Below are 18,344 nucleotides of genomic sequence, written 5' to 3' on the forward strand. Positions count from 1 at the left end.
ACTGAAATAGTCAAACAGAAAGCGATCGCTCCTTTGCTGCATCAAATTTGTATAGATCGGTTTGATTGCCAGGGTCAAGCTGGTCACTAACTGAGGTGTCTGGAGTCAGGATGCTGGCTGTTTTAAGGTCGGATAGACGGAAAGAATAGGTAATATTTGTGTTTGGATAGTCGCTGCTTGCGAGATAGCTACCAGCTTTTAAGTTGAGGACTGGATTGTTAATTTGATAGCCATCGGATGCAGCAAAGGAGCGACTATCAACTACCTTTCCATCTGCTCCTGTTAAACTCCATTTGAAATTGCCATTATTGGTTAAAGCATCGAAATAAAGCAAAGAATCGGTATCGAGGTTGACATTAAAATATTTGTTTTGGGCGATGGTACTCGTGATAGTCTGACCGAGATTTAATGAAGGTGCGATGAGATTTATAGCGACAGCTTTGAGATTATTGGTCTCGTCAGTTTCACCTTGAGAGTTATCGCGATCAGTTACGAACAAAAGATAACGATTACCTAGTAAACGAGATGGAAGGGCTACATTTTGGGAAATCGTGTAATTGTCCCTCGCTGCTAATGGTGTTTGTGCATCTATCAATTCTTCGGTGACGTAAATATCTGAGTTATCAAATGCTGTATCGCTAGAAATATAAACTTGATCGTACCAATTATTTAGTGCAGTAACTTTTCCAGAGTTAGTAACTGTCCAAGACAATGGAATTGTTTCTCCTAATGCAGCATTTGATGGTGCGGTGGCATTAGATACAACTAAATCGGGCGGAGTTATTTCAATTGGAACTGCACGAACATTATCTGTCTCGTTAGTTTCGCTTTGGTCATTATCATCATCGGTAACAAATAGTAAAAAGCGATTGCCTAATTCTGTATAGGGGATAGAAAAGCTAGCTTCAGTAGTATAAGAATCTAAACTTTCTAATGAATCCTGATTATTTCTTAATTAAGAATAAATAGGTTCATCTTCAGAAAAGTAGACGCTATCATACCAACGAGCATTGGCATTTGCTTCTCCAGTGTTATCTACCGTCCATGAAATATTGTAAACATCACCACCATAAAGAGGAGTATCCAGCCCACCAGTTTCGGAAATCTTGAGATTTGGCTCTTTTATTTCAATGGGTGCAGCATAAACATTATTAGTTTCGTTACTCTCTCCTTGCTGGTTATCGTCATCGGTCACAAATAAAAGATAGCGAGATCCAGGTTGAATATAATTGGAAATTATAATATTTTCCTGATTGCTATAGCTATCTCCTGGCGCTAAAGGAGTATTATCATCTGTATATTGAGACGAAATATAGGTGTCATTGTCGTCAAATACGGGATCGTCAGAAATGTAAATGCGATCGCTCCAATTAGCATTGGCTGGATCTGAACCATCATTGCTAACTGTCCAAGCAATATCAATACTCTCTCCTAAAGAAACGGTTGAAGGATCAGTTACCGTAATACTTAAATCTGCTTTTGCGAAAAGCTCAATTGGGACAGCATAGGTATTGTTAGTTTCGCTACTTTCTCCTTGGTTGTTGTAGTTATCAACAGCAAAAATTAGATATTTGAAACCAGAAGATGTATTGGGAAGATTAATATCTTTGGTAATTGTGTAGCTATCGGATGGAACGAGTGAAATGTAGCCAGAATTTAAAGTTGGTGAATTTTGCTCTTCTTCTTCTCCTTGAGCGGACAAAAGTAAGGCTGATTCTTCTTCCCCTTCATTAAAACTTTCAGAAATATAAACATCATCAATGTAAATATCATCATTACCGTCTAGCTATTCATCATCAGAAAGATAAACCGAATCATACCAATTAGCAGGTGCAGCCACATCGCCGATATTTTCTACAGTCCAATTTGTTGTAATAGTATCATTGACCGAAGCTGATGTAAGAGCTTGTGCATCAGTAATGGTGATGTCAGCAGCTACTAACTGTATAGTCACAGCAGTTAGATTGTTATCTTCATTTGCTTCTGTCAGATTATTGTATCCATCGGTAGCAAATAAAAGTGCCAAACCCCATCTAAACTATCTTCGCTACCGTAACCATAACCATATCCATTACCATCCCCGTAAGCATTTCCTATACCGTTTCCGCTACCATAACCGTTTGTTTCCGCTATTATAGAGGAAAAATGGCGTAAACCCATTTCAATAAAGACAGTGAAAAAGATTATTACCTTACCAACTTTACTCCTACTATTATCTTTGGCTTCTCCAGGCATTCTTCAGGCTCAAGAAAATAAACATCAAATACAGCAGCTTGAAAATACCGAAAGAATAAATGCCTTTAACCTAGTTAGTGCTGCTTATAGAGGTAGATTTAAAGAGTTGGGCATTCCCAGCTATGCCAGACTCGACCAAGCATATCGAGGCGGACAAATAACCGCATTGGATTTGGTTAAAGCAGCAGTTGAAGCCAATCAATTATCGGCAATTGCTTTGGAAGATAAAAATTATGTTAATGCAGTTGATACTAGTCTTCATGGTCTGGTAACGAGATAAACACACTCGACTATTGAAAAATAAAAAATCATGAATTCAAACAATTTTCCATGAAGTTAAAAAAGCTAGGTTGAGCTTGAAAACAAAGGCTTAAAACCTTTTGGCAGTGAGTAATGTGATGAGTGTTTAAAATTGATTGCCGCGTGGCGATACAGTGTTACCTAGAAACAACACATAGAGGTTGCGCTCGCATGAATTAGGGGGATATGACAGTAAAATTTACGAATCGTTGCCATCTCCTGACCTGCTTAACGGCGATCGCACTTTTGACTAAAAACTAGCGGATGATAGGACTACCATGATGTTGAACCAGATACCATTTTTGTGCCATTTTCTAAAAAATGTTGGTTGCTATTGATTGTGCTTTTAGTTTTCTGCCTCGGCTCGACTGTAACACGGTTTCGCGAACTACTATATAAGCAATAGCCCAATCAACTTTGACCTTAACAACTTCTACATCAATTTCTATTGAATCAGTGTTGTTAAAAATAGATTTCCAAGAAGCTTGAATTGTATCCCATCCCACCAGCACCTTACCCCCAGGATGAATACACAAACTGGACGAACCTTGCCACGACAAACGGTTCATGTTTCCCAGATCTTTACTGGAAGAAGCATCATAAAAAGCTTGATTAGTAGCTAAAACTTTTTCTCGATCCAATGAATCAGTCATAAGAGGATTTTATAAACAATTTTAGTCAAACTACTATTTTTTGCTTAAATTGAATTCTTCAAGGTAATAAGATTCATCGACCTCCACCAACCGCTTTTTGGCTTTTTTTTGCTCCAAGGTTTTTTTGGGTTCTGGTGGTTTGGGAGTATCGGGTCATCATTACGGAAGTCATCACCACCGTTGCTATCATTAAACGACGAGAATAACCAAGCCACCAATAAACCAAATAGGTAAGCGAATGCTAGAAGGATAACAAGTCTAAATGCTATCAAAAACATGGTTTTTTGAGGGGTTTGGGGAGTTTTCGTGCCTTAATTATACGGTAATCTCGATTGTAGAAACTTACTTTCCAACCTCTCCTTCAATCTCGTATACCTCTGCTGCTGCTTGACCTGCTTTACGGCGATCGCAATAGCCTTTTGTGAACCTACAATCAACGCTAGTTTCTTAGCTCTAGTAAGACCAGTGTAAAACAGATTACGAGAAAGCATAACGTAGTGCTGAGTATAAAGGGGTAAAATAACTACGGGATATTCCGAACCTTGACTTTTATAAATACTCGTCGCCCCAGCGAGAGTAATTTCATTCAAATCGGCATAGTCATAAACTACATCACGACCGTCACGATGAGGCGCGTTCCTTTGCGCCGTAAAACGACGTGGTGAGACACTTGCGTTGCGGCACATGCGGAAGTGCGCCTTTGTATGACCCGTTGCGGGGGTTTCCCCCGTTGAGGTATAGCATTACGCGAAGACATTAGGACATTGCGCGAAAGCAGAATCAACACACTCTCGGATAGTTTCAAAATCGTAAATTCTTTGTTTCATCCAAGTTTTGAGAACCGACCACCAACGCTCTATTTTGTTTAAATCAGGGGAATACGGGGGCAAATACCAAATTTCACATCCTGCATGATGAACGATTTCAAGAATGCTTTGTCCTTTGTGAAAGGTTGCATTGTCAATCACGATAATGTCGCCAGACTTCAATTGAGGAAGCAAACTTTTTTCTAACCAAGTCTCAAATACTTGACGATTACAACATCCCTCATATGTCAACGGTGCAAAAACTTTTCCTGATTTTAACGCTGCAATCCAACTAACCCTGTCTACTCTTCGACCCGATTTTAATCCATAACATCTTGTTCCTTTCGGGCTATATCCGTATGGATAATCGTCTCGATTGTCGAATCCTGCTTCATCTACATAGACGATTTTGCTTCGATCTATTTGACCGATACGTTCAAGAAATTGTTGCCTTTTTTCTTCATTTCTCTCTCGATACCCATAAGTTTGTCTTGGTCAGCGTACATGCGGGCAAGCCCTTTGTCTTGCGCCTGTCGGCGACGCGGGGTCTGACCGCTTTTTTTCTAGTTATGCCCAGCTTTCTTATCGCATCGCTGACATTTTGCTGAGTTAGATTCTTCCCCCATAATTGAGCTATTCGTTGCTGTGTTTTGTTGTTGTGTTGCAACACAAATTCTTGAAAACGCAGGAGGTTTTTAATCTTGGGCTTTTTTCCTTTTTGATGAAGAGCGATCGCTTTGAAGTCACCCTGAACTTGTTCTCTTTTGAGCCACAAGTTCAGTGTGTTACGACTGATAGCGAACATTCGGCATACATTGACTTTCTTCTCGCCACTTTTTACTGCTTTAATTGCCTTCGCTCGCAAATCGTAACTGTAAGGGGATGCCATTAATCCTATTCTCTTTCGTTTCTTGATTTATTCAGTATAGCGTCCTAACCTTATAACGTATTGCTATACCTGCGGGGGGCACCCCTTGGTTGTCGAGGGCGAGCAAAATGTTGAACCATGCGCGGGGGTCGCCTCATCAAAATCAATCGTGATTTCCTTTTCGGTTTTATCAATCGCCCTAACTATTCCTAGATCGCCATTAAACACCTCCCTGCTGTAGTCGTTTTTGAGCTGCATTACGCGATCGCTTACTCTCAAAATACTATCTCCTCTGACTAACTCGGCTTTATCTTCGGCAGGAGGATTGATTAGCTGTTGTAGCACTTTGTTTAAATTACGAGTACCAATTAAACCCTTAGTCATGGGACACAGCACCTGTACATCGGTAGCAGGGTCAAAACCAGCATGAGGAATGTAATGCTCGATTAGTTCACAAATAGTTTGTACGCCATAGCTTCTGTGCCTCCTGAATGCCAGAGACAGTCAGATGTAGCTTTCATGCTAATTGGTTCGAGTTTGGGTATCTGACCGTGATTGATTTGATGGGCGGTACGAATAATCGCACTTTCTGCTGCCTGACGAAATACTTGAGTCAGACGCACGACGGGGATTTTCTCTGAGGCAATTAGGTCTTTGAGAACATTTCCAGGTCTCACAGAGGGTAACTGATCGATATCTCCTACCATCAGCAGTAAACAATCTTTAGGTATGGCTTTGAGCAGAGAATGAGCCATGAATAAATCGACTATGCTAGATTCATCTACTACAATCGCACTGCAATTAAGCTGATTATCCAAGTCTCGTTTAAAGCCCATCTTGCTTGGGTCAAATTCCAACAGACGATGCAGGGTTTTTGCCTCAATTAACTGTTCTTCAGTTATCATTTCTTTAAGTATTGCAGCGATCGCTTCTTCTTTTGCTTTATATTCTTCAGTGGTCAGTAACTCCTTGGTAAAAGGTACGATCTTAGATTCGGGTAGATAACAATGTCCGTCTTCACTGGCTTTATCTAGAACATGAAGCACTCCCGCCCGATAGCGAAACTTAGACCAGGGTGATACTTCTACATTGACTGCAATGCGATCGGCAGTTAAAAACCCAATCCCAAAGATATCTATTGCTAGCTGGTATGGATTTGTTGTTACCGTCGAGATCGCACTATCACCATACTGTTTGTATATCTTCACGGCATAGGTAGTAAATACCCCGTGTCCTGAAAGAAAAATCATTACTTCTTTAATTGATTTCTGTTCCTCCCAAGTGCTAGAAATCATAGTGATTCGTTTTTTAGCTATCCCTGGCACTTCCGAGAGGCGATAAATTTGGTTTTCGATGATCTCTAAAGTATCCAGCCCAAAATGCTTGACGATGAGTTTAGCAGTAACAGGTCCTACTCCTTTAATCAAACCACTGCCTAAATATTTCTCAATTCCCGTCAGCGTCGCTGGTTTAGTCTCTTGATACTGAACAACCTGAAACTGCGAACCATACTGAAGGTGTTCTATGCAAATTCCCTGTAGCTGTAGCGTCTGTCCTGCTTGGATGTTGGCAAAGCTACCTACTACCGCAATTAACTGTTTGACATTACCCGTGTTCAACCGCGCAATAGTATAACCCGACTCTTCGGAGTGAAACGTAATTCGCTCAATAACTCCAGTCAGTGATGATAGCTGTGTTGTCGCAATTGATGAGGTCATAAAGCAAATGTTCTATTGCTCAAATTAATGGTTTATTAATGTTCCCTAATATTAAAAGATAAATAATATATAGCAATATGTGGTCGTCGAATGAATCAAACGTGATTGGTCATTGACCTTGGACTAGCGATAATAGGTTGAGCGTTTTTGTCAGGGGTTCGAGCTGAAGATGTGCGGTTACTATGATATGGCACGATTTAAAGTCTCTGCTTTGAGTCACCTTACAAGTGAGATAGTAGATGTTGACAACTGATAAGTAACTAATAACGTATGTTAAAATCAATCATAGATCTGTTCGCTTCACTCTACATTTCATTTCCTATTGGTGTTCAGGGGTCGACGTTATTGGCTTTGCGAGTCGGCGTAGGAGTATTGTTTGTCCTGCATGGCTATCCGAAACTAAATCATCTTCAAATCTGGTCTAATGCTTTAAAAATGCCAATTTATCTCTGCTTTCTATCGGCTTTATCGATGTTTATCGGTGGTTTTTGCCTAATTGTAGGCTTGTTGACTCCTCTTGCTTGTGTGACTATTTCGGGTTCGATGGTATTTGCGCTGGTTCTAGAAATTATTCAAGGATTACCTTTTGTAGCACCAGACCCCTATCTAATTCCCGAAGGAGAGTATGAAGGTGCGAACGGGAAAGGCGAACCTCCCAGCCAAGAGAAAGCATTCATTTTCATTCTAATGTTAACTGTACTCTTGGTTTTTGGTCCTGGAGGATTTTCAATTGATGCCTGGTTATTTGGCGTTGCTCGATGAGCAATGGATTAAGCAAAGACCTAAATTTCTAAAAACACACGCCTCAAAAAAGGTCACACCGCTTTTTCTTATTACCTGGTGAATAGCTTCACTATATTTTTTCTTTCTATTTTTGGTAGTCCTAAAGAGGTAAGGATATAAGATTTAGAATGTAGAGCATTTAAGCTATATGTCAGCCGATTTACCCCTTTTTCCATCTTGTGACTCAAACCAAATTGTTAAGAATGGCAAGATCCATAATGGTAAGCAGAATTACAAATGTCAAGATTACGGAAGACAATTTGTAAAAGATCCCGAAAACAAAATTATCGATCAAGACACAAAAGATTCAATTGATAAGCTGCTGTTATAAAAGATTCCTCTAGCTGGTATTGCCAGGGTTACCTAGGTTTCAGAACCTTGGCTACAAAATTATGTTAACGACAAATATGAATCAGTTTCTAAACAAGTTCAAGTGAGAGCTAAAAAAAAGCGGTGCGACCCCCGCGCATGGTTCAACACCCGTTAGCATTCCCTTGCGCCAGCCGCAAAATGCGGCTCGACGTTGCTTCTTGCTCAATAAGCTCAACGGGTCGCAGACCCGCAACGCTTTTTCGCGCACGCGGGGTCTTGACTCAGTTTGCTCGCCCTCGACAACCAAGGGGTACCCCCCGCAGGTACCTCGCCCTCGACAGTTCCAGAAGACGCGGGGAACCCGCGCAACGGACTCACCTGCGGACGAAGCGTCCTTGGTCGCAACGGGGGAGACCCCCGCAACGGTTTTGCGAGACAGCCTTGCAGGAACGGCGGCTTTTGAGTGAGAAGCTTCCCACTCAAAACGCGCCTTGGCTTTCCCTCCGCAGACGAACGAAGGACTTGTACGCACGTACTTGTACGCACGTACTGTCGAGGGTGTCTCGCAACGGAGGGAACCTCCGCAACGCAACTGTCTCACCGCGTCTTTTTAAGACGAATCGCGAACCCTCACCAAGACAGGGAAATTAACCATTCAGGGCGATGAAATGTGGTCATTTGTAGCCAACAAAGACAATAAACAATGGATTTGGCTAGCTCTAGATGCAAAAACCAAAGAGATTGTTGGGGTTCAGGTCGGCGATCGCAGTAGAGAAGAAGCCAGAGAACTCTGGCAGTCACTCCCAGGAATATATCGTCAATGTGCAGTTCGCGAAGAGTGATTTCTGGGAAGCGTATGAACAAGTAATACCCTCGAAGCATCATAAAGCTGTAGGCAAAGCGGATGCGACCCCGCGTCGACGCAAGGCACAAGCGTCCGACACGAGGGCATCTCTAGACGGGAAGCCACGCGGACTTGGGAATGCGCACCAATAAGAAACAGGTAAAACAATTATGTTGAGAGATTCAACTGCACTTGGGAGACAAAGAGTGTCTCGTCTGGTCAGGCAAACGCTATCATTCTCCAAAAAAACGGAAAATCAGATTAGGGCAATTTGGGGGGAGGAAATGGCTCTGTTTAAGAGCCATATTCCACTGGCCCGTTGGTATTTCATCCACCACTACAATGCATCTTTACCTCTTTAGGACTACCAAAACTTTATTACCGCAGTAAATCTTTTATGGATTTATTAATTTTAGGTAATGAATTATTTTAAATTCTGCTGTATCTAAATTTCTATTTAGTTGGCAACTTTATTTTAGGTACTTGGAATACAAATTTATGGCAACTAACTATAATTTGTTTGCCCATCTATCTATTGAAGCAAGCAACCAACGTTTTGCAATTACAAAATGCTGCTAGAGAAATAGCGAATATAGATTTAATCAATAGTAGTCAAAGCGATCGCTTAACTAATAAATCATCTGAAGTCAAGCAAAGCTAAAATAGTGCAATAAAACTATCTGGTCAACAAAAAAATTATCGGCGTTCATCTGTGGACTAATATATCAAACCAATATTGACGGCTTAGTAGGGCGAGGTACAGTACACCTCACCCTGTATTCTAATTAAACTGCCAGACTATGACCTAAATCATGTCGAACTGTTCGCCTGTAACCTGATCGGCAGTATCGCCACCAGTAATATTAATATTGTCTAGAGTAACTTGCTGACCGAAAATATCTGTCACCAACAAATCTTGTGGTCCAGATATGCCAGAGCTACTATTAAACACAAAACGGTTATCAGCCCCGCGTGTCATTGATGTAGTACCACCACCATCTTTCAATATATCCACGCTTTCAACTGGATAGCGATGGTTATTTAATCTGATTGCAGCATACCAAGGATTAGATCCAGAAATACCTTCAGCTACAACCCCCTGACCAATTGTGTTGCCATAAGGGGTTTTGAAGCCGTCTCCAGGCCCAATTAGTTCATAATCAATATTTACTACGCCATCAACAGGATCGGCAACCTTAGCAAAAGCTTCGGCACTCAAATCCAAACCATCGGCACGTTCGTACAGGTAATCGGCAATCTGAACTACAATGGGATCTGCACCTTCTCTTTGTTTTGGCCCAGACACTTTCAAGAAACCACCACTGGCTTCTGAGTTATTCCACTGCACATTATTGATGGCAGTAATTCCCGCCAAAGCACCTCCAGAAAGATTGTCATAACCAGAAGCAACTTTCCCACCAGCAGGGTTAGCTGCATCGTAGAAGGTTGCCCGTCCTTGATAAGTCTCATCCAACGACAAATCAGAACTTATGCTGGCATTAGAAGTGCTATAGAGACTATCGCTGGTACTAGGACTATCAAAGCTCGACCCTTGTATATCAAAATTCTGCGGTTTACCATCGCCATTACCAGTAAAACCAAAGGTTATTGTTTCGCCAGCAGCAATTTCACGATTCCACGAAGCATTTTCAATGGTGTAATGCCCGTTGTCTTTTCCTGTTATTTCAGCATCCCAAATATTGGTAATTTCAGCGGGTAAATCAAACTCAAGATCCCAATTAGCTAGGCTGCTATTACCTTTGTTAGCGATCGATATTTCTCCCTGAAAAACATCGCCCCAGTCTTGTACCTGGGAATAGCTGACGTCTATAGATTCATTCGGCATTTAGTCAAACTCCTATGGTGAAGTAAGCCGATACACTCTAAGCACTTAAGAAACGGCCAAGTAACCTTAAGTCGTTAGCTGTGGATCGAACAACTTTATTTTGTTTTCTGTTAACGGTTTGCACCGTAACAAGGATATGTAAATTTCTTGTAAAGCTACAAAATAAAATATTTTATCTAGGTGAGAGACCCCGTCGTTTTACGACGGGGCTTCCTCACCGTTGGTGAATGCTATTATTGCCGAACAAAATAGCTCAAACACTTTGAAAACTGGGTCTGCCTGATGGTTGTGAAGCTACTAGATCGGGTTGATTCCTGGCAATTGGCGAAGCCTTCGGCTAGGCATTGCTAGATAAAAATCCACATAATATAAAAGCGAATCTTATTAAAACAAGCGAAATATTCTTGCAAGAGTACGAACAAGGTATATAGGCAGGTAGATATCAGCCACAAGAATTACTTAACCTAGATTTTGCCTTGTGTTCTCATTATTTTTTTACGGCGATCGCCGACCTGGAAATCAGAACTACAGATTTATTGGCAGCTAAGGCAGAGTTAGAAAGGCAACAAGAAGAAGAGAAGCTAAAGATTGAAGATAAAGTGTTAAGCCGAATCTTAGATTACGAAGCTGCCCAACGCCAACATGATTTACTAACTTCGAGCCTAGAAAATCTAGAACAGCAAAGGAAAGTAATGATGATTGGCTATAAGTTTGGACAGGGCAGTACAAATTAGATATTAGGTATGGAGGTAAGACACGATCGCACTATTGAGCAGTTGACTGATGTATCTATTAATAGAGATGAGTCTGTACGGAAGTTAATGCATTTGGTTGGGGAACAATGAAGATTCTCGGATAGAGCGATCGCAGTATTAATATTGAGGTGACGAGCGGATATTCGGTCTGGGAGGCAGGGCAATAGTTATTACTGATTTTGTTTAAAATCCAATGGAGAGTAAAAAAGTGTAATATCTCATGGACTTTATTAAATTTAATCCCTTGTTAGCCAGTTCTACTTATCACAAACTAGGATTGAGAGCCAAATAATATTTACAATATCTCAATGCTGGAGGTGAAAAACAATATTTAGCCGAAGTAACCATGTATAACTGTATGGTTAGCTTTCTCAAAGATTTGAGCATGAAACAACAGTAAGCCGAAGAGTATTGTGAGAAGCACGATAAATTAATCGAACTGGCTCAATAGATTAACTCTATACTCGGATGAGCAAATAGTTAAACAGTTTATCAAAAAAAAACTAATCTCAAAGCTTTTTGATACGACGAGCGATAGTCTTTCCCAAGTAGTGCGATCGCTTTGTTTTATCAGTAGGTGTTCTGGGTCTTGATGCGCGTACATGCGGCAAAGCGCCTTTGTCTTGCGCCTGACGGCGGATGGCACTATTCGTGCCATCGTCCTGCTTCGCAGGACTTTGCTTGCTTCGCAAGCTGTGGGTCGCATCGCTTTTCCTGGTATCCAATTAAGAGGGTAGGGTTCGGTCATGGCTATCCGCGAATTAATTATATCCGTCCACGATGATACACTCTTTCTCTATAGGTATCAAAACAAGCGTTCAGACCCCCGCGCATGGTTCGTGCCTTTGCTTATGCCAGGGAACCTTTTCGACACTTTGCTCGCCCTCGACAACCAAGGGGTACCCCCCGCAACGGTTTTGCGAAACAGCCTTGCAGGAGGGTTTCCCTCCGCAGAGGACTGTTGAGGGTGTCTCGCAACGGGTCATAGACGAGGCGTGTTTTGCGAGACAGTCCGTTGGCGGGGTTCCCCCGAGGCGTGTTTCCCAAAAACTGCCGTCCGCAACGCAAGTGTCTCACCACCGCAACTGCTTCACCGCGTCGCCGTCAGAGCTAGAAACGGATGGCGGCTTTTGAGTAAGAATACTCTTACTCAACCTCGACAGTTTGCTCGCCCTGACAGTTCCTTCAACGCGGGCAACCCGCGCAACGGACTTGTCCTTTCTCGCAACGGGGGTTCCCCCCCGCGCATGGTTCAGCAGTTTCGCAGGGCGGGGTACCGCCCAAGTCGCGTCTAGCGACAGGCTCTGGAGAGCCTCGCCTAACGGGAGGAAAGTCGGCACGTTCCAACGTGCGCTGCTTTGCAGCCTGCAGCGGGGGAACCCCGCCACCCTCAGCAATAGCGCTACTCGGAGGGAACCTCCGCAACGCTTTGCTTCGCAACGAACTGCTTCACCGCAACGCAACTGTCTCGCAACGGGCGAGTGGAATATGCTCTCGCGGACGCTTCGTCCGCCGCCGTTGCAAAGCAAAGCGTTGCGGCTCGATAGAGCCTGAGAGCATCGGGAAGCATTCCCTTGCGCCCTACGGCGACGCTTTAGGGGGTCTTCCCTCATTTCCTCGCCCCAAAACGCGCCTTCTCTGTTCAAGAGCCTGTCTTGAGACAGTTGTTCATGGGGGAAACCCCCGCCCTCGACAGTTCCTTCAACGCGGGAAACCCGCGCAACGGACTCACCTGCGGACGAAGCGTCCTTGGTCGCAAGACCACACTGTCTCGCTGTTCCACACCCGAAGTTCAAGGGAATGCTGAACAAGAAAGGGTCAATCTTTGGTAGTAGAACCATTTTCTAGAGCAGCTTTTACTTTCCTGACAGTATGAACTGAAACTCCAAATTTTGATGCTGTTTGACTCGATGATATTTCTCAAACTCCTTCACCTGTTGCCATAACCGATCAAGAATCAAAATAATTCTAGTCTTAGAACCTTTGTCAAAGACAGTGCATTTACCGCCATCGCCGTGTTTCTTAAAGTCATCCCAAGTCAAACCAATTACCTCACTAACCCTTAGTCCACAGCCGTACACAAGAGATAATAAAAGGCGATCGCGCTACTCAACTCTCCCGTTATCGACTCATGAACGGCTAGGGCAAAGTCACCTTTACCCGTTCCCGCCTCACCTAATACCAGAACTGACAGCAGATTATGAATATCTAATTGTGGATGGACCCGCCAGTTTATCTGAAGCTACCAGGGCAATTCTATTTAGGTCGAATTTAGCTTTTATTCCCGTACAGCCTACAGGAGTAAATCTGCGTTCGGCTTATCTATTGCCATGCTACTTGTCAAACAGGCTCAATCAGTTCGGGGTGGATTGCCCAAGGCAGTAATGTTTCTCAGTCGGGCAGTGAAGGGTACAAAGCTCAAAGATGAGGGGATCGCTTTACTAGGCAGAAATCTAGAGGCGATTTTATTGGATACAGTAATTCATCAAAAATAAGCGATCGCTGACACTTCAGGACAATCGGCTACAGTCTGGGACATACCAGGAAGACCAGCTAGTGAATCTGCATCAGAATACGAAAAATTATTTAAAGAATTAATCGAGCAACTACCATGACCAAAAAACCAAGAAAGTCTCTTAATGATTCTCTAGCTTCAGAATTTGTATTTGGTGGAGACAAACCCCAAACAAAAGCAGCACCCACACCAGATGTTGAACCAGAATCAGAAGAAGAAGTGGCGTTGCATCAGAGCGGGATGATTTAAAGAGGGATACTTTTAAAGTGAAGGTAGTGAAGCAATAGCTTAATTGATAATTGAAGCATTTCGTCGCACTTGGAATAACACAAAGTGTCTTGGCAAGCGTTCCCTTGCGCCTGTCGGCGATGCGGGGTCTTGCTGCTTTTTCTTTTTAAACGAGCCAAACAATGTCTTAGTCTGGTGTTCTCACCCTCAACACGAGTCATGTAGGTTTTGAGAACTAAATGAGCGCAATCGTTGATTAAACAAGGATAAACTAGCCATCCGTCGGTAACATAGAAAAAAGATTTCCCACCTTTAATTATTTGCCATAGAGGTTTAAATGTTTGGACAGAGCGAGAGCCTAGTACCCAAGCTAAGATTCCAGGTGAAAAATGGTTGACGACTGTCCACAACCATCGTTTATTTTGTCTTGGTGCGCGTTCGCGATTCGTCTTAAAAAGACGCGGGGTCGCACCGCTTTTTAACCAACGTAAGTCTGTAATTCATCGAGCTCAGTGATCTCTGGTATTTCTGACATCGCTGGTGCATTTGGTAACACTCTAGCAGAAACTCTTACCCATCGAATTACCGTATTATGATTAACTCCTGTTACTCTTTCTAGCGCCCGAAATCCTAGGTCATTTACATACATCCGAAGACAGTTTTGCTTAACTTCATTCGGATATCCGCGCTCTGTATATTCATTGATAAATTGACGCTCGCACTGCTGGCAATGATAATTTTGCGAGACACTCCGTTGGGAAGCCGCCTTAAAAAAGCCGCCTTTTCTGGGGGAAGCTTCCTACCCAACCTCGACAGTTCTTACCGTTTAATAGATGGGTTTAAAGCTCCGTCGTTCTTGCGTATGGAGCCTCAACGGGGGTTCCCCCCGCAACGAACTGTTTCGCTTTTCGCGCTTTACGACGATTGGGACTGAGGACTGGGGAGGGCGCGAACAGGGACTGGGGGAGTTATTTGACTGCGTAGTCAGACCCAACGGGGGAGTGGAATATGGCTCTTAAACAGAGCCATATCCTCGCCTCAATCCCTAATCCCTAGTCACACGAATCACCGACCGTTCACGGCGGTGAGGAGTCAAGAAAGTTGCTCATGGGGGAAACCCCCACCGCGAGAGTGGAATATGCTGCCGCGGACGCTTCGTCCGCCGCCTTCCCTTTGGGAAGTCGAAGCTCTCGCCTTGCTTGCAGCATTTCCTCTCGCAAAGACCGCACTTTCGCGCTTTGCTCGCCCTCGACAGTACATGCGGCTTAAGCCTTTGTTTCAACGCGACGGGGCTACATGCGGGCAAGCCCTTTGTAAAGGGCAAGGAAGCTCGGCACGAATTTATTTCAGCATACGCAAGTCTTGTCTAAGCGCGATGCAATCACGCCCACAGCCCCGAACCGAACCCGCGCAACGGACTCAGATGCGGACGAAGCGTCCTTTCTCGCAACGGGGGTTTCCCCCCGCGCATGGTTCAGCAGTTTCGCAGGGCGGGGTACCGCCCAAGTCGCGTCTAGCGACAGGCTCTCCAGAGCCTCGCCTAACGGGAGGAAAGTCGGCACGTTCCAACGTGCGCTGCTTTGCAGCCTGCAGCGGGGGAACCCCCGTTGCGAGACAGCGCGATCTTGTTGGAAACCAACAAGATCGCGCTGTCGAGGGCGAGCTACCTGCGGCTAAAGCCTTGGTTGAGCAAGAAGCAACGGCGGCGGACTCCAGTCCGCGAGAGCATCGGGAAGCATTACATGCGGACAAGTCCTTTGTTTGCGCAGTAGCGGCGAACGGCACGTATGTGCCATCGTCATGCGAAAGCATGACTTTGCTTCTGTCCGAAGCTGTGGGTCTTCCCTCATTTCCTCGACCCAAAACGCGCCGTGTGTGAATATTCATCCAAAAAACGCGTCATCGGTTTCACCGACCTAAGGGAAGTGTCGAGGGTGTTTTCCTCTACGATGACCATTCTTACGAGCGACCCTGCGTCGCCGATAGAGCGGGTGGAAATGCTACATGCGGACAAGTCCTTTGTGTTCAAGAAGCTTATTCCACACCCGAAGTTCAAAGGAACGCGCGAGTTTACGGATTTGACTCGACTGACAATTAGGACATTTCATATCTTCACTTTTATCAGATCATCCCGCAGGGATGCAACGCCCTATTTTGCCTTTGATAGAGATACTAAAGCTAGTATCATCGCCAATGTCAATACAGCGATCGCCAAAACAGACAAACTTTTTACTAAAACTGATGTCGATGTCAGAGTAATTCGTTGGCATGAATCAGCAAAAGGAGTTGACGATCTTATTGTACAGAAAGGAGCAGAGGCTTTTCATCAAGCTTATAGTAAGGCGTTATCTCTAAAAACTTGGTTGGTCCGCACCTCAGTTCAGTTGACCTACAAAGCCAATATTTAGATCAATAGAAAATATTTGGGGTCATTGTCATCGGTGAAGACTGAGAGTAGTGCGATTCGTTGGAGCAAAGAGCTTCCAGAAAATAGAGGGGGAAAGGCTTCTAGGGGATGACGGAGAGAAAACCGTATGTAGCCTGAACTGATAGATGAATATGGGTTAAAGTCCCACCATTTAGGAGAAAAAATGACTCCCTACCTGCCCACGATAACCCGACTCGGAATTCGGGAGGTCGAAGCTGGGAACAGGAAGCAACCAGAGGTGAAACAGATCAACCACACCACCGCAACTGCTTCACCGCAACGGGTCGCAGACCCGCAACGGCTATATGCGGAAGTGCGCCTTTGTTGGAAGCGATGGCTCATGGGAGGAAGGCGTGAGCCGCACCTGACCCCCACCGCGAGAGTGGAATAGCGCTTGGGTCTGTTGCGGGGGTTCCCCCCGTTGAAGAACTGAACCAAGACAGCCCTTGAACTCAGGGCACCCGTTAGCATTCCCTTGCGCAGTAGCGGCGACGCGGGGTCTTCTCTCATTTCCGTGCAGCAAAGACCGCCTCGCTTCGCTCTTCGCGCTTGCCCGCATGTATCGCGTTGTTGAAACAAAGGACTTGTCCGCATGTACTGTCGAACCATGGGCGGGGGTCGCTCGTTAATATTATGGGAGTTGGGGAAGAGGAAAAAAAATTTGAGTATACATTGAAGGTCGCAACGAACAGAAGCAAAAAGTTATCTTCGTTTTATGAACTGGCAAGCTCTAGAAGCAATGAAAAGATTCTTTGATACAGGGAAGCTAACAGTAATAATTCATGACAATGATTCAACAAGGTGATTCAGCGCGTTGGGCGGGTCAGATGTGGGGAGTACCCATTCCTCGACTTGAAGCGACTGAATCAAGACAACATCAAATTTGGTCAAAACAAGGATTGAGTATATTTTTCCTGACTCTTACATGTGGACAAGCGCGAAGAGCCGTTGCGGGTCTGCGACCCGTTGAGGCTACTGAGCAAGAAGTCCTTTGTTCACCTGAAATGAATCGTATTGAAGCGAGTGGAACATGGTCGGGTTTCCCGACCATGTTCCACTCGCTTGTTGAAAATACTTGGCGCAGAGTGTACCCGCTCATGTCGCTTGGCGTTCGCTCTCAAACGCCAAGAATAGGGTGGTCGTGTATTTGAGGATGAATATGATTTGGCAAAAGCAATTATTAAAGGCATCGAGAATCGAGGTCAACAGGAAAATTATGCTGTAAAACGTTTAATGTTTAATTGAGTGGAGCTACTTATTGAAAGTAAAGGGTTTTGTTTCTACAAATCCACGCTTGGGAATTAAAAGACACATAGCAGTTGATAGCTTAGGCTTTCCCCGCTTGGTGCGCGTTCCCTTGAACTTCGGGTGTGGAACAGCGAGACAGTGTGGTCTTGGGGGTTTCCCCCATGAACAACTGTCTCAAGACAGGCTCTTAAACAGGAGCGTTTCCACCCGCTCTATCGGCGGCGCGGTGAGTCCAGTCCTGCGGACGGGTTTCCCTCCGCAGGGAACTGGCGAACCATGCGCGGGGGTCGCATCCGCTTCTTCACTCACTGCACTAAGGCTAATTTATCTGATGATTGGGGATTAATTGAAATGTTGTTTGACAACATTTCAATTATTTTAGGTTAAAACCGATGAACATACCCAAAATCACCATTCTCTTGGATCGTGGATATCATCCCGATAAAATCATTTATGAGCTAGAAAAAATTTATCCAGCGATCGCGAAAAAAGTTAAGTTGAAATTGTCTCCTAAACCATCACTCATCTCAGAAAAAAGCACAAAGGACTTGTCCGCATGTAGAAAAATCAGGGTTTGTAGCTGTCAAAGCTCGATGGGTTATCGAAAGATCGAATGCCTGGATGGAAAGGTGCAAGAGCTTGGTAAAAAATTATGAGCGCACTCTTGACCATGCAAATACTAAGCTCAATCTTTGTTTCCTTCGACTAATGCTCAAAAGGTTGGCTCGTACTTAAAAATATCTCAAATGGGTTCTATAGACCTTCGGCTGATAAAATTTGGGCGATCACCAGATACTCTAGATCT

The 18,344-nt window shown here is 44.0% G+C and carries 14 protein-coding genes and 7 pseudogenes; 9 read left to right on the forward strand and 12 right to left on the reverse strand.

Annotated elements, in window-relative coordinates; all coding sequences use genetic code 11:
- Positions 1-10: 10 nt before the first annotated feature.
- The 4 genes from SLP02_RS25315 to SLP02_RS25330 form a co-directional block, all read right to left on the reverse strand.
- On the reverse strand, positions 11-892 hold the full coding sequence (locus SLP02_RS25315; RefSeq protein ID WP_319423731.1) for a CARDB domain-containing protein: 882 nt from the start codon (positions 890-892) through the stop codon (positions 11-13).
- 63 nt (positions 893-955) lie between these two features.
- Positions 956-1,702, reverse strand: coding sequence for a CARDB domain-containing protein (locus SLP02_RS25320; RefSeq protein WP_319423469.1), 747 nt, complete (start codon positions 1,700-1,702; stop codon positions 956-958).
- An 84-nt stretch (positions 1,703-1,786) separates the two neighbouring features.
- Positions 1,787-2,026, reverse strand: a complete 240-nt coding sequence (locus SLP02_RS25325; protein WP_319423470.1) for a hypothetical protein — start codon at positions 2,024-2,026, stop codon at positions 1,787-1,789.
- Positions 1,987-2,160, reverse strand: a complete 174-nt coding sequence (locus tag SLP02_RS25330) for a hypothetical protein (RefSeq protein ID WP_319423471.1) — start codon at positions 2,158-2,160, stop codon at positions 1,987-1,989. Before SLP02_RS25330 ends, SLP02_RS25325 begins: the two co-directional genes overlap by 40 nt.
- A 13-nt stretch (positions 2,161-2,173) precedes the next feature.
- Here SLP02_RS25330 and SLP02_RS25335 point away from each other — a divergent pair, with 13 nt between their 5' ends.
- Positions 2,174-2,515 carry a hypothetical protein gene (locus tag SLP02_RS25335; RefSeq protein ID WP_319423472.1) on the forward strand — a complete coding sequence of 114 codons (342 nt, stop codon included), beginning with the start codon at positions 2,174-2,176 and terminating at the stop codon, positions 2,513-2,515.
- Between the two features lie 334 nt (positions 2,516-2,849).
- On the opposite strand, the gene SLP02_RS25340 is transcribed toward SLP02_RS25335, so the two are convergent.
- The 5 genes and pseudogenes from SLP02_RS25340 to SLP02_RS25360 form a co-directional block, all read right to left on the reverse strand.
- Complete coding sequence (locus SLP02_RS25340) at positions 2,850-3,188, reverse strand: YybH family protein (protein ID WP_319423473.1); 339 nt, start codon at positions 3,186-3,188, stop codon at positions 2,850-2,852.
- A gap of 311 nt (positions 3,189-3,499) precedes the next feature.
- Positions 3,500-3,808: pseudogene (locus SLP02_RS25345) on the reverse strand (ATP-binding domain-containing protein); the annotation flags it as partial.
- A gap of 123 nt (positions 3,809-3,931) precedes the next feature.
- Positions 3,932-4,883, reverse strand: a pseudogene (locus SLP02_RS25350) (IS630 family transposase).
- 63 nt (positions 4,884-4,946) lie between these two features.
- Positions 4,947-5,246 carry a hypothetical protein gene (locus tag SLP02_RS25355; protein ID WP_319423475.1) on the reverse strand — a complete coding sequence of 100 codons (300 nt, stop codon included), beginning with the start codon at positions 5,244-5,246 and terminating at the stop codon, positions 4,947-4,949.
- Between the two features lie 110 nt (positions 5,247-5,356).
- Positions 5,357-6,580, reverse strand: a pseudogene (locus SLP02_RS25360) (helix-hairpin-helix domain-containing protein); the annotation flags it as partial.
- A gap of 270 nt (positions 6,581-6,850) precedes the next feature.
- On the opposite strand from SLP02_RS25360, the gene SLP02_RS25365 reads away from it, so the two are divergent.
- The 3 genes and pseudogenes from SLP02_RS25365 to SLP02_RS25375 all read left to right on the forward strand — a co-directional run bounded on the left by SLP02_RS25365 (position 6,851) and on the right by SLP02_RS25375 (position 9,180).
- Positions 6,851-7,342 carry a DoxX family protein gene (locus SLP02_RS25365; RefSeq protein WP_319423477.1) on the forward strand — a complete coding sequence of 164 codons (492 nt, stop codon included), beginning with the start codon at positions 6,851-6,853 and terminating at the stop codon, positions 7,340-7,342.
- A 977-nt stretch (positions 7,343-8,319) separates the two neighbouring features.
- Positions 8,320-8,881, forward strand: a pseudogene (locus SLP02_RS25370) (IS1 family transposase); the annotation flags it as partial.
- Between the two features lie 158 nt (positions 8,882-9,039).
- A complete protein-coding gene (locus tag SLP02_RS25375) occupies positions 9,040-9,180 on the forward strand; it encodes a hypothetical protein (RefSeq protein ID WP_319423478.1) in 141 nt (46 codons plus the stop codon).
- A 144-nt stretch (positions 9,181-9,324) separates the two neighbouring features.
- On the opposite strand, the gene SLP02_RS25380 is transcribed toward SLP02_RS25375, so the two are convergent.
- On the reverse strand, positions 9,325-10,365 hold the full coding sequence (locus SLP02_RS25380; protein ID WP_319423479.1) for an expansin EXLX1 family cellulose-binding protein: 1,041 nt from the start codon (positions 10,363-10,365) through the stop codon (positions 9,325-9,327).
- A gap of 476 nt (positions 10,366-10,841) precedes the next feature.
- Between SLP02_RS25380 and SLP02_RS25385 the strand changes: the two genes are divergently transcribed.
- The gene (locus SLP02_RS25385; protein ID WP_319423480.1) at positions 10,842-11,099 is read left to right on the forward strand and encodes a hypothetical protein; all 258 of its coding nucleotides are present in this window, start codon (positions 10,842-10,844) and stop codon (positions 11,097-11,099) included.
- Positions 11,100-12,976: 1,877 nt separating this feature from the next.
- Here SLP02_RS25385 and SLP02_RS25390 read toward each other — a convergent pair.
- Entirely contained in the window at positions 12,977-13,201 is a 225-nt protein-coding gene (locus SLP02_RS25390) for a tyrosine-type recombinase/integrase (RefSeq protein ID WP_319423481.1), read from the reverse strand.
- Positions 13,202-13,298: 97 nt separating this feature from the next.
- On the opposite strand from SLP02_RS25390, the pseudogene SLP02_RS26930 reads away from it, so the two are divergent.
- A pseudogene (locus SLP02_RS26930) lies at positions 13,299-13,735 on the forward strand (ParA family protein).
- The gene (locus tag SLP02_RS25400; RefSeq protein WP_319423483.1) at positions 13,732-13,884 is read left to right on the forward strand and encodes a hypothetical protein; all 153 of its coding nucleotides are present in this window, start codon (positions 13,732-13,734) and stop codon (positions 13,882-13,884) included. Before SLP02_RS26930 ends, SLP02_RS25400 begins: the two are co-directional and overlap by 4 nt.
- Here SLP02_RS25400 and SLP02_RS25405 read toward each other — a convergent pair.
- A pseudogene (locus SLP02_RS25405) lies at positions 13,881-14,617 on the reverse strand (IS1 family transposase); the annotation flags it as partial. The gene SLP02_RS25400 and the pseudogene SLP02_RS25405 overlap by 4 nt on opposite strands.
- A gap of 1,324 nt (positions 14,618-15,941) precedes the next feature.
- Between SLP02_RS25405 and SLP02_RS25410 the strand changes: the two are divergent.
- A complete protein-coding gene (locus tag SLP02_RS25410) occupies positions 15,942-16,271 on the forward strand; it encodes a DUF3854 domain-containing protein (RefSeq protein WP_319423484.1) in 330 nt (109 codons plus the stop codon).
- Between the two features lie 1,565 nt (positions 16,272-17,836).
- Positions 17,837-18,274: pseudogene (locus tag SLP02_RS26935) on the forward strand (transposase); the annotation flags it as partial.
- Positions 18,275-18,344: the final 70 nt, after the last annotated feature.

Origin of the sequence: Pleurocapsa sp. FMAR1 (genome assembly GCF_963665995.1) — a bacterium.
Classification (GTDB): domain Bacteria; phylum Cyanobacteriota; class Cyanobacteriia; order Cyanobacteriales; family Xenococcaceae; genus Waterburya.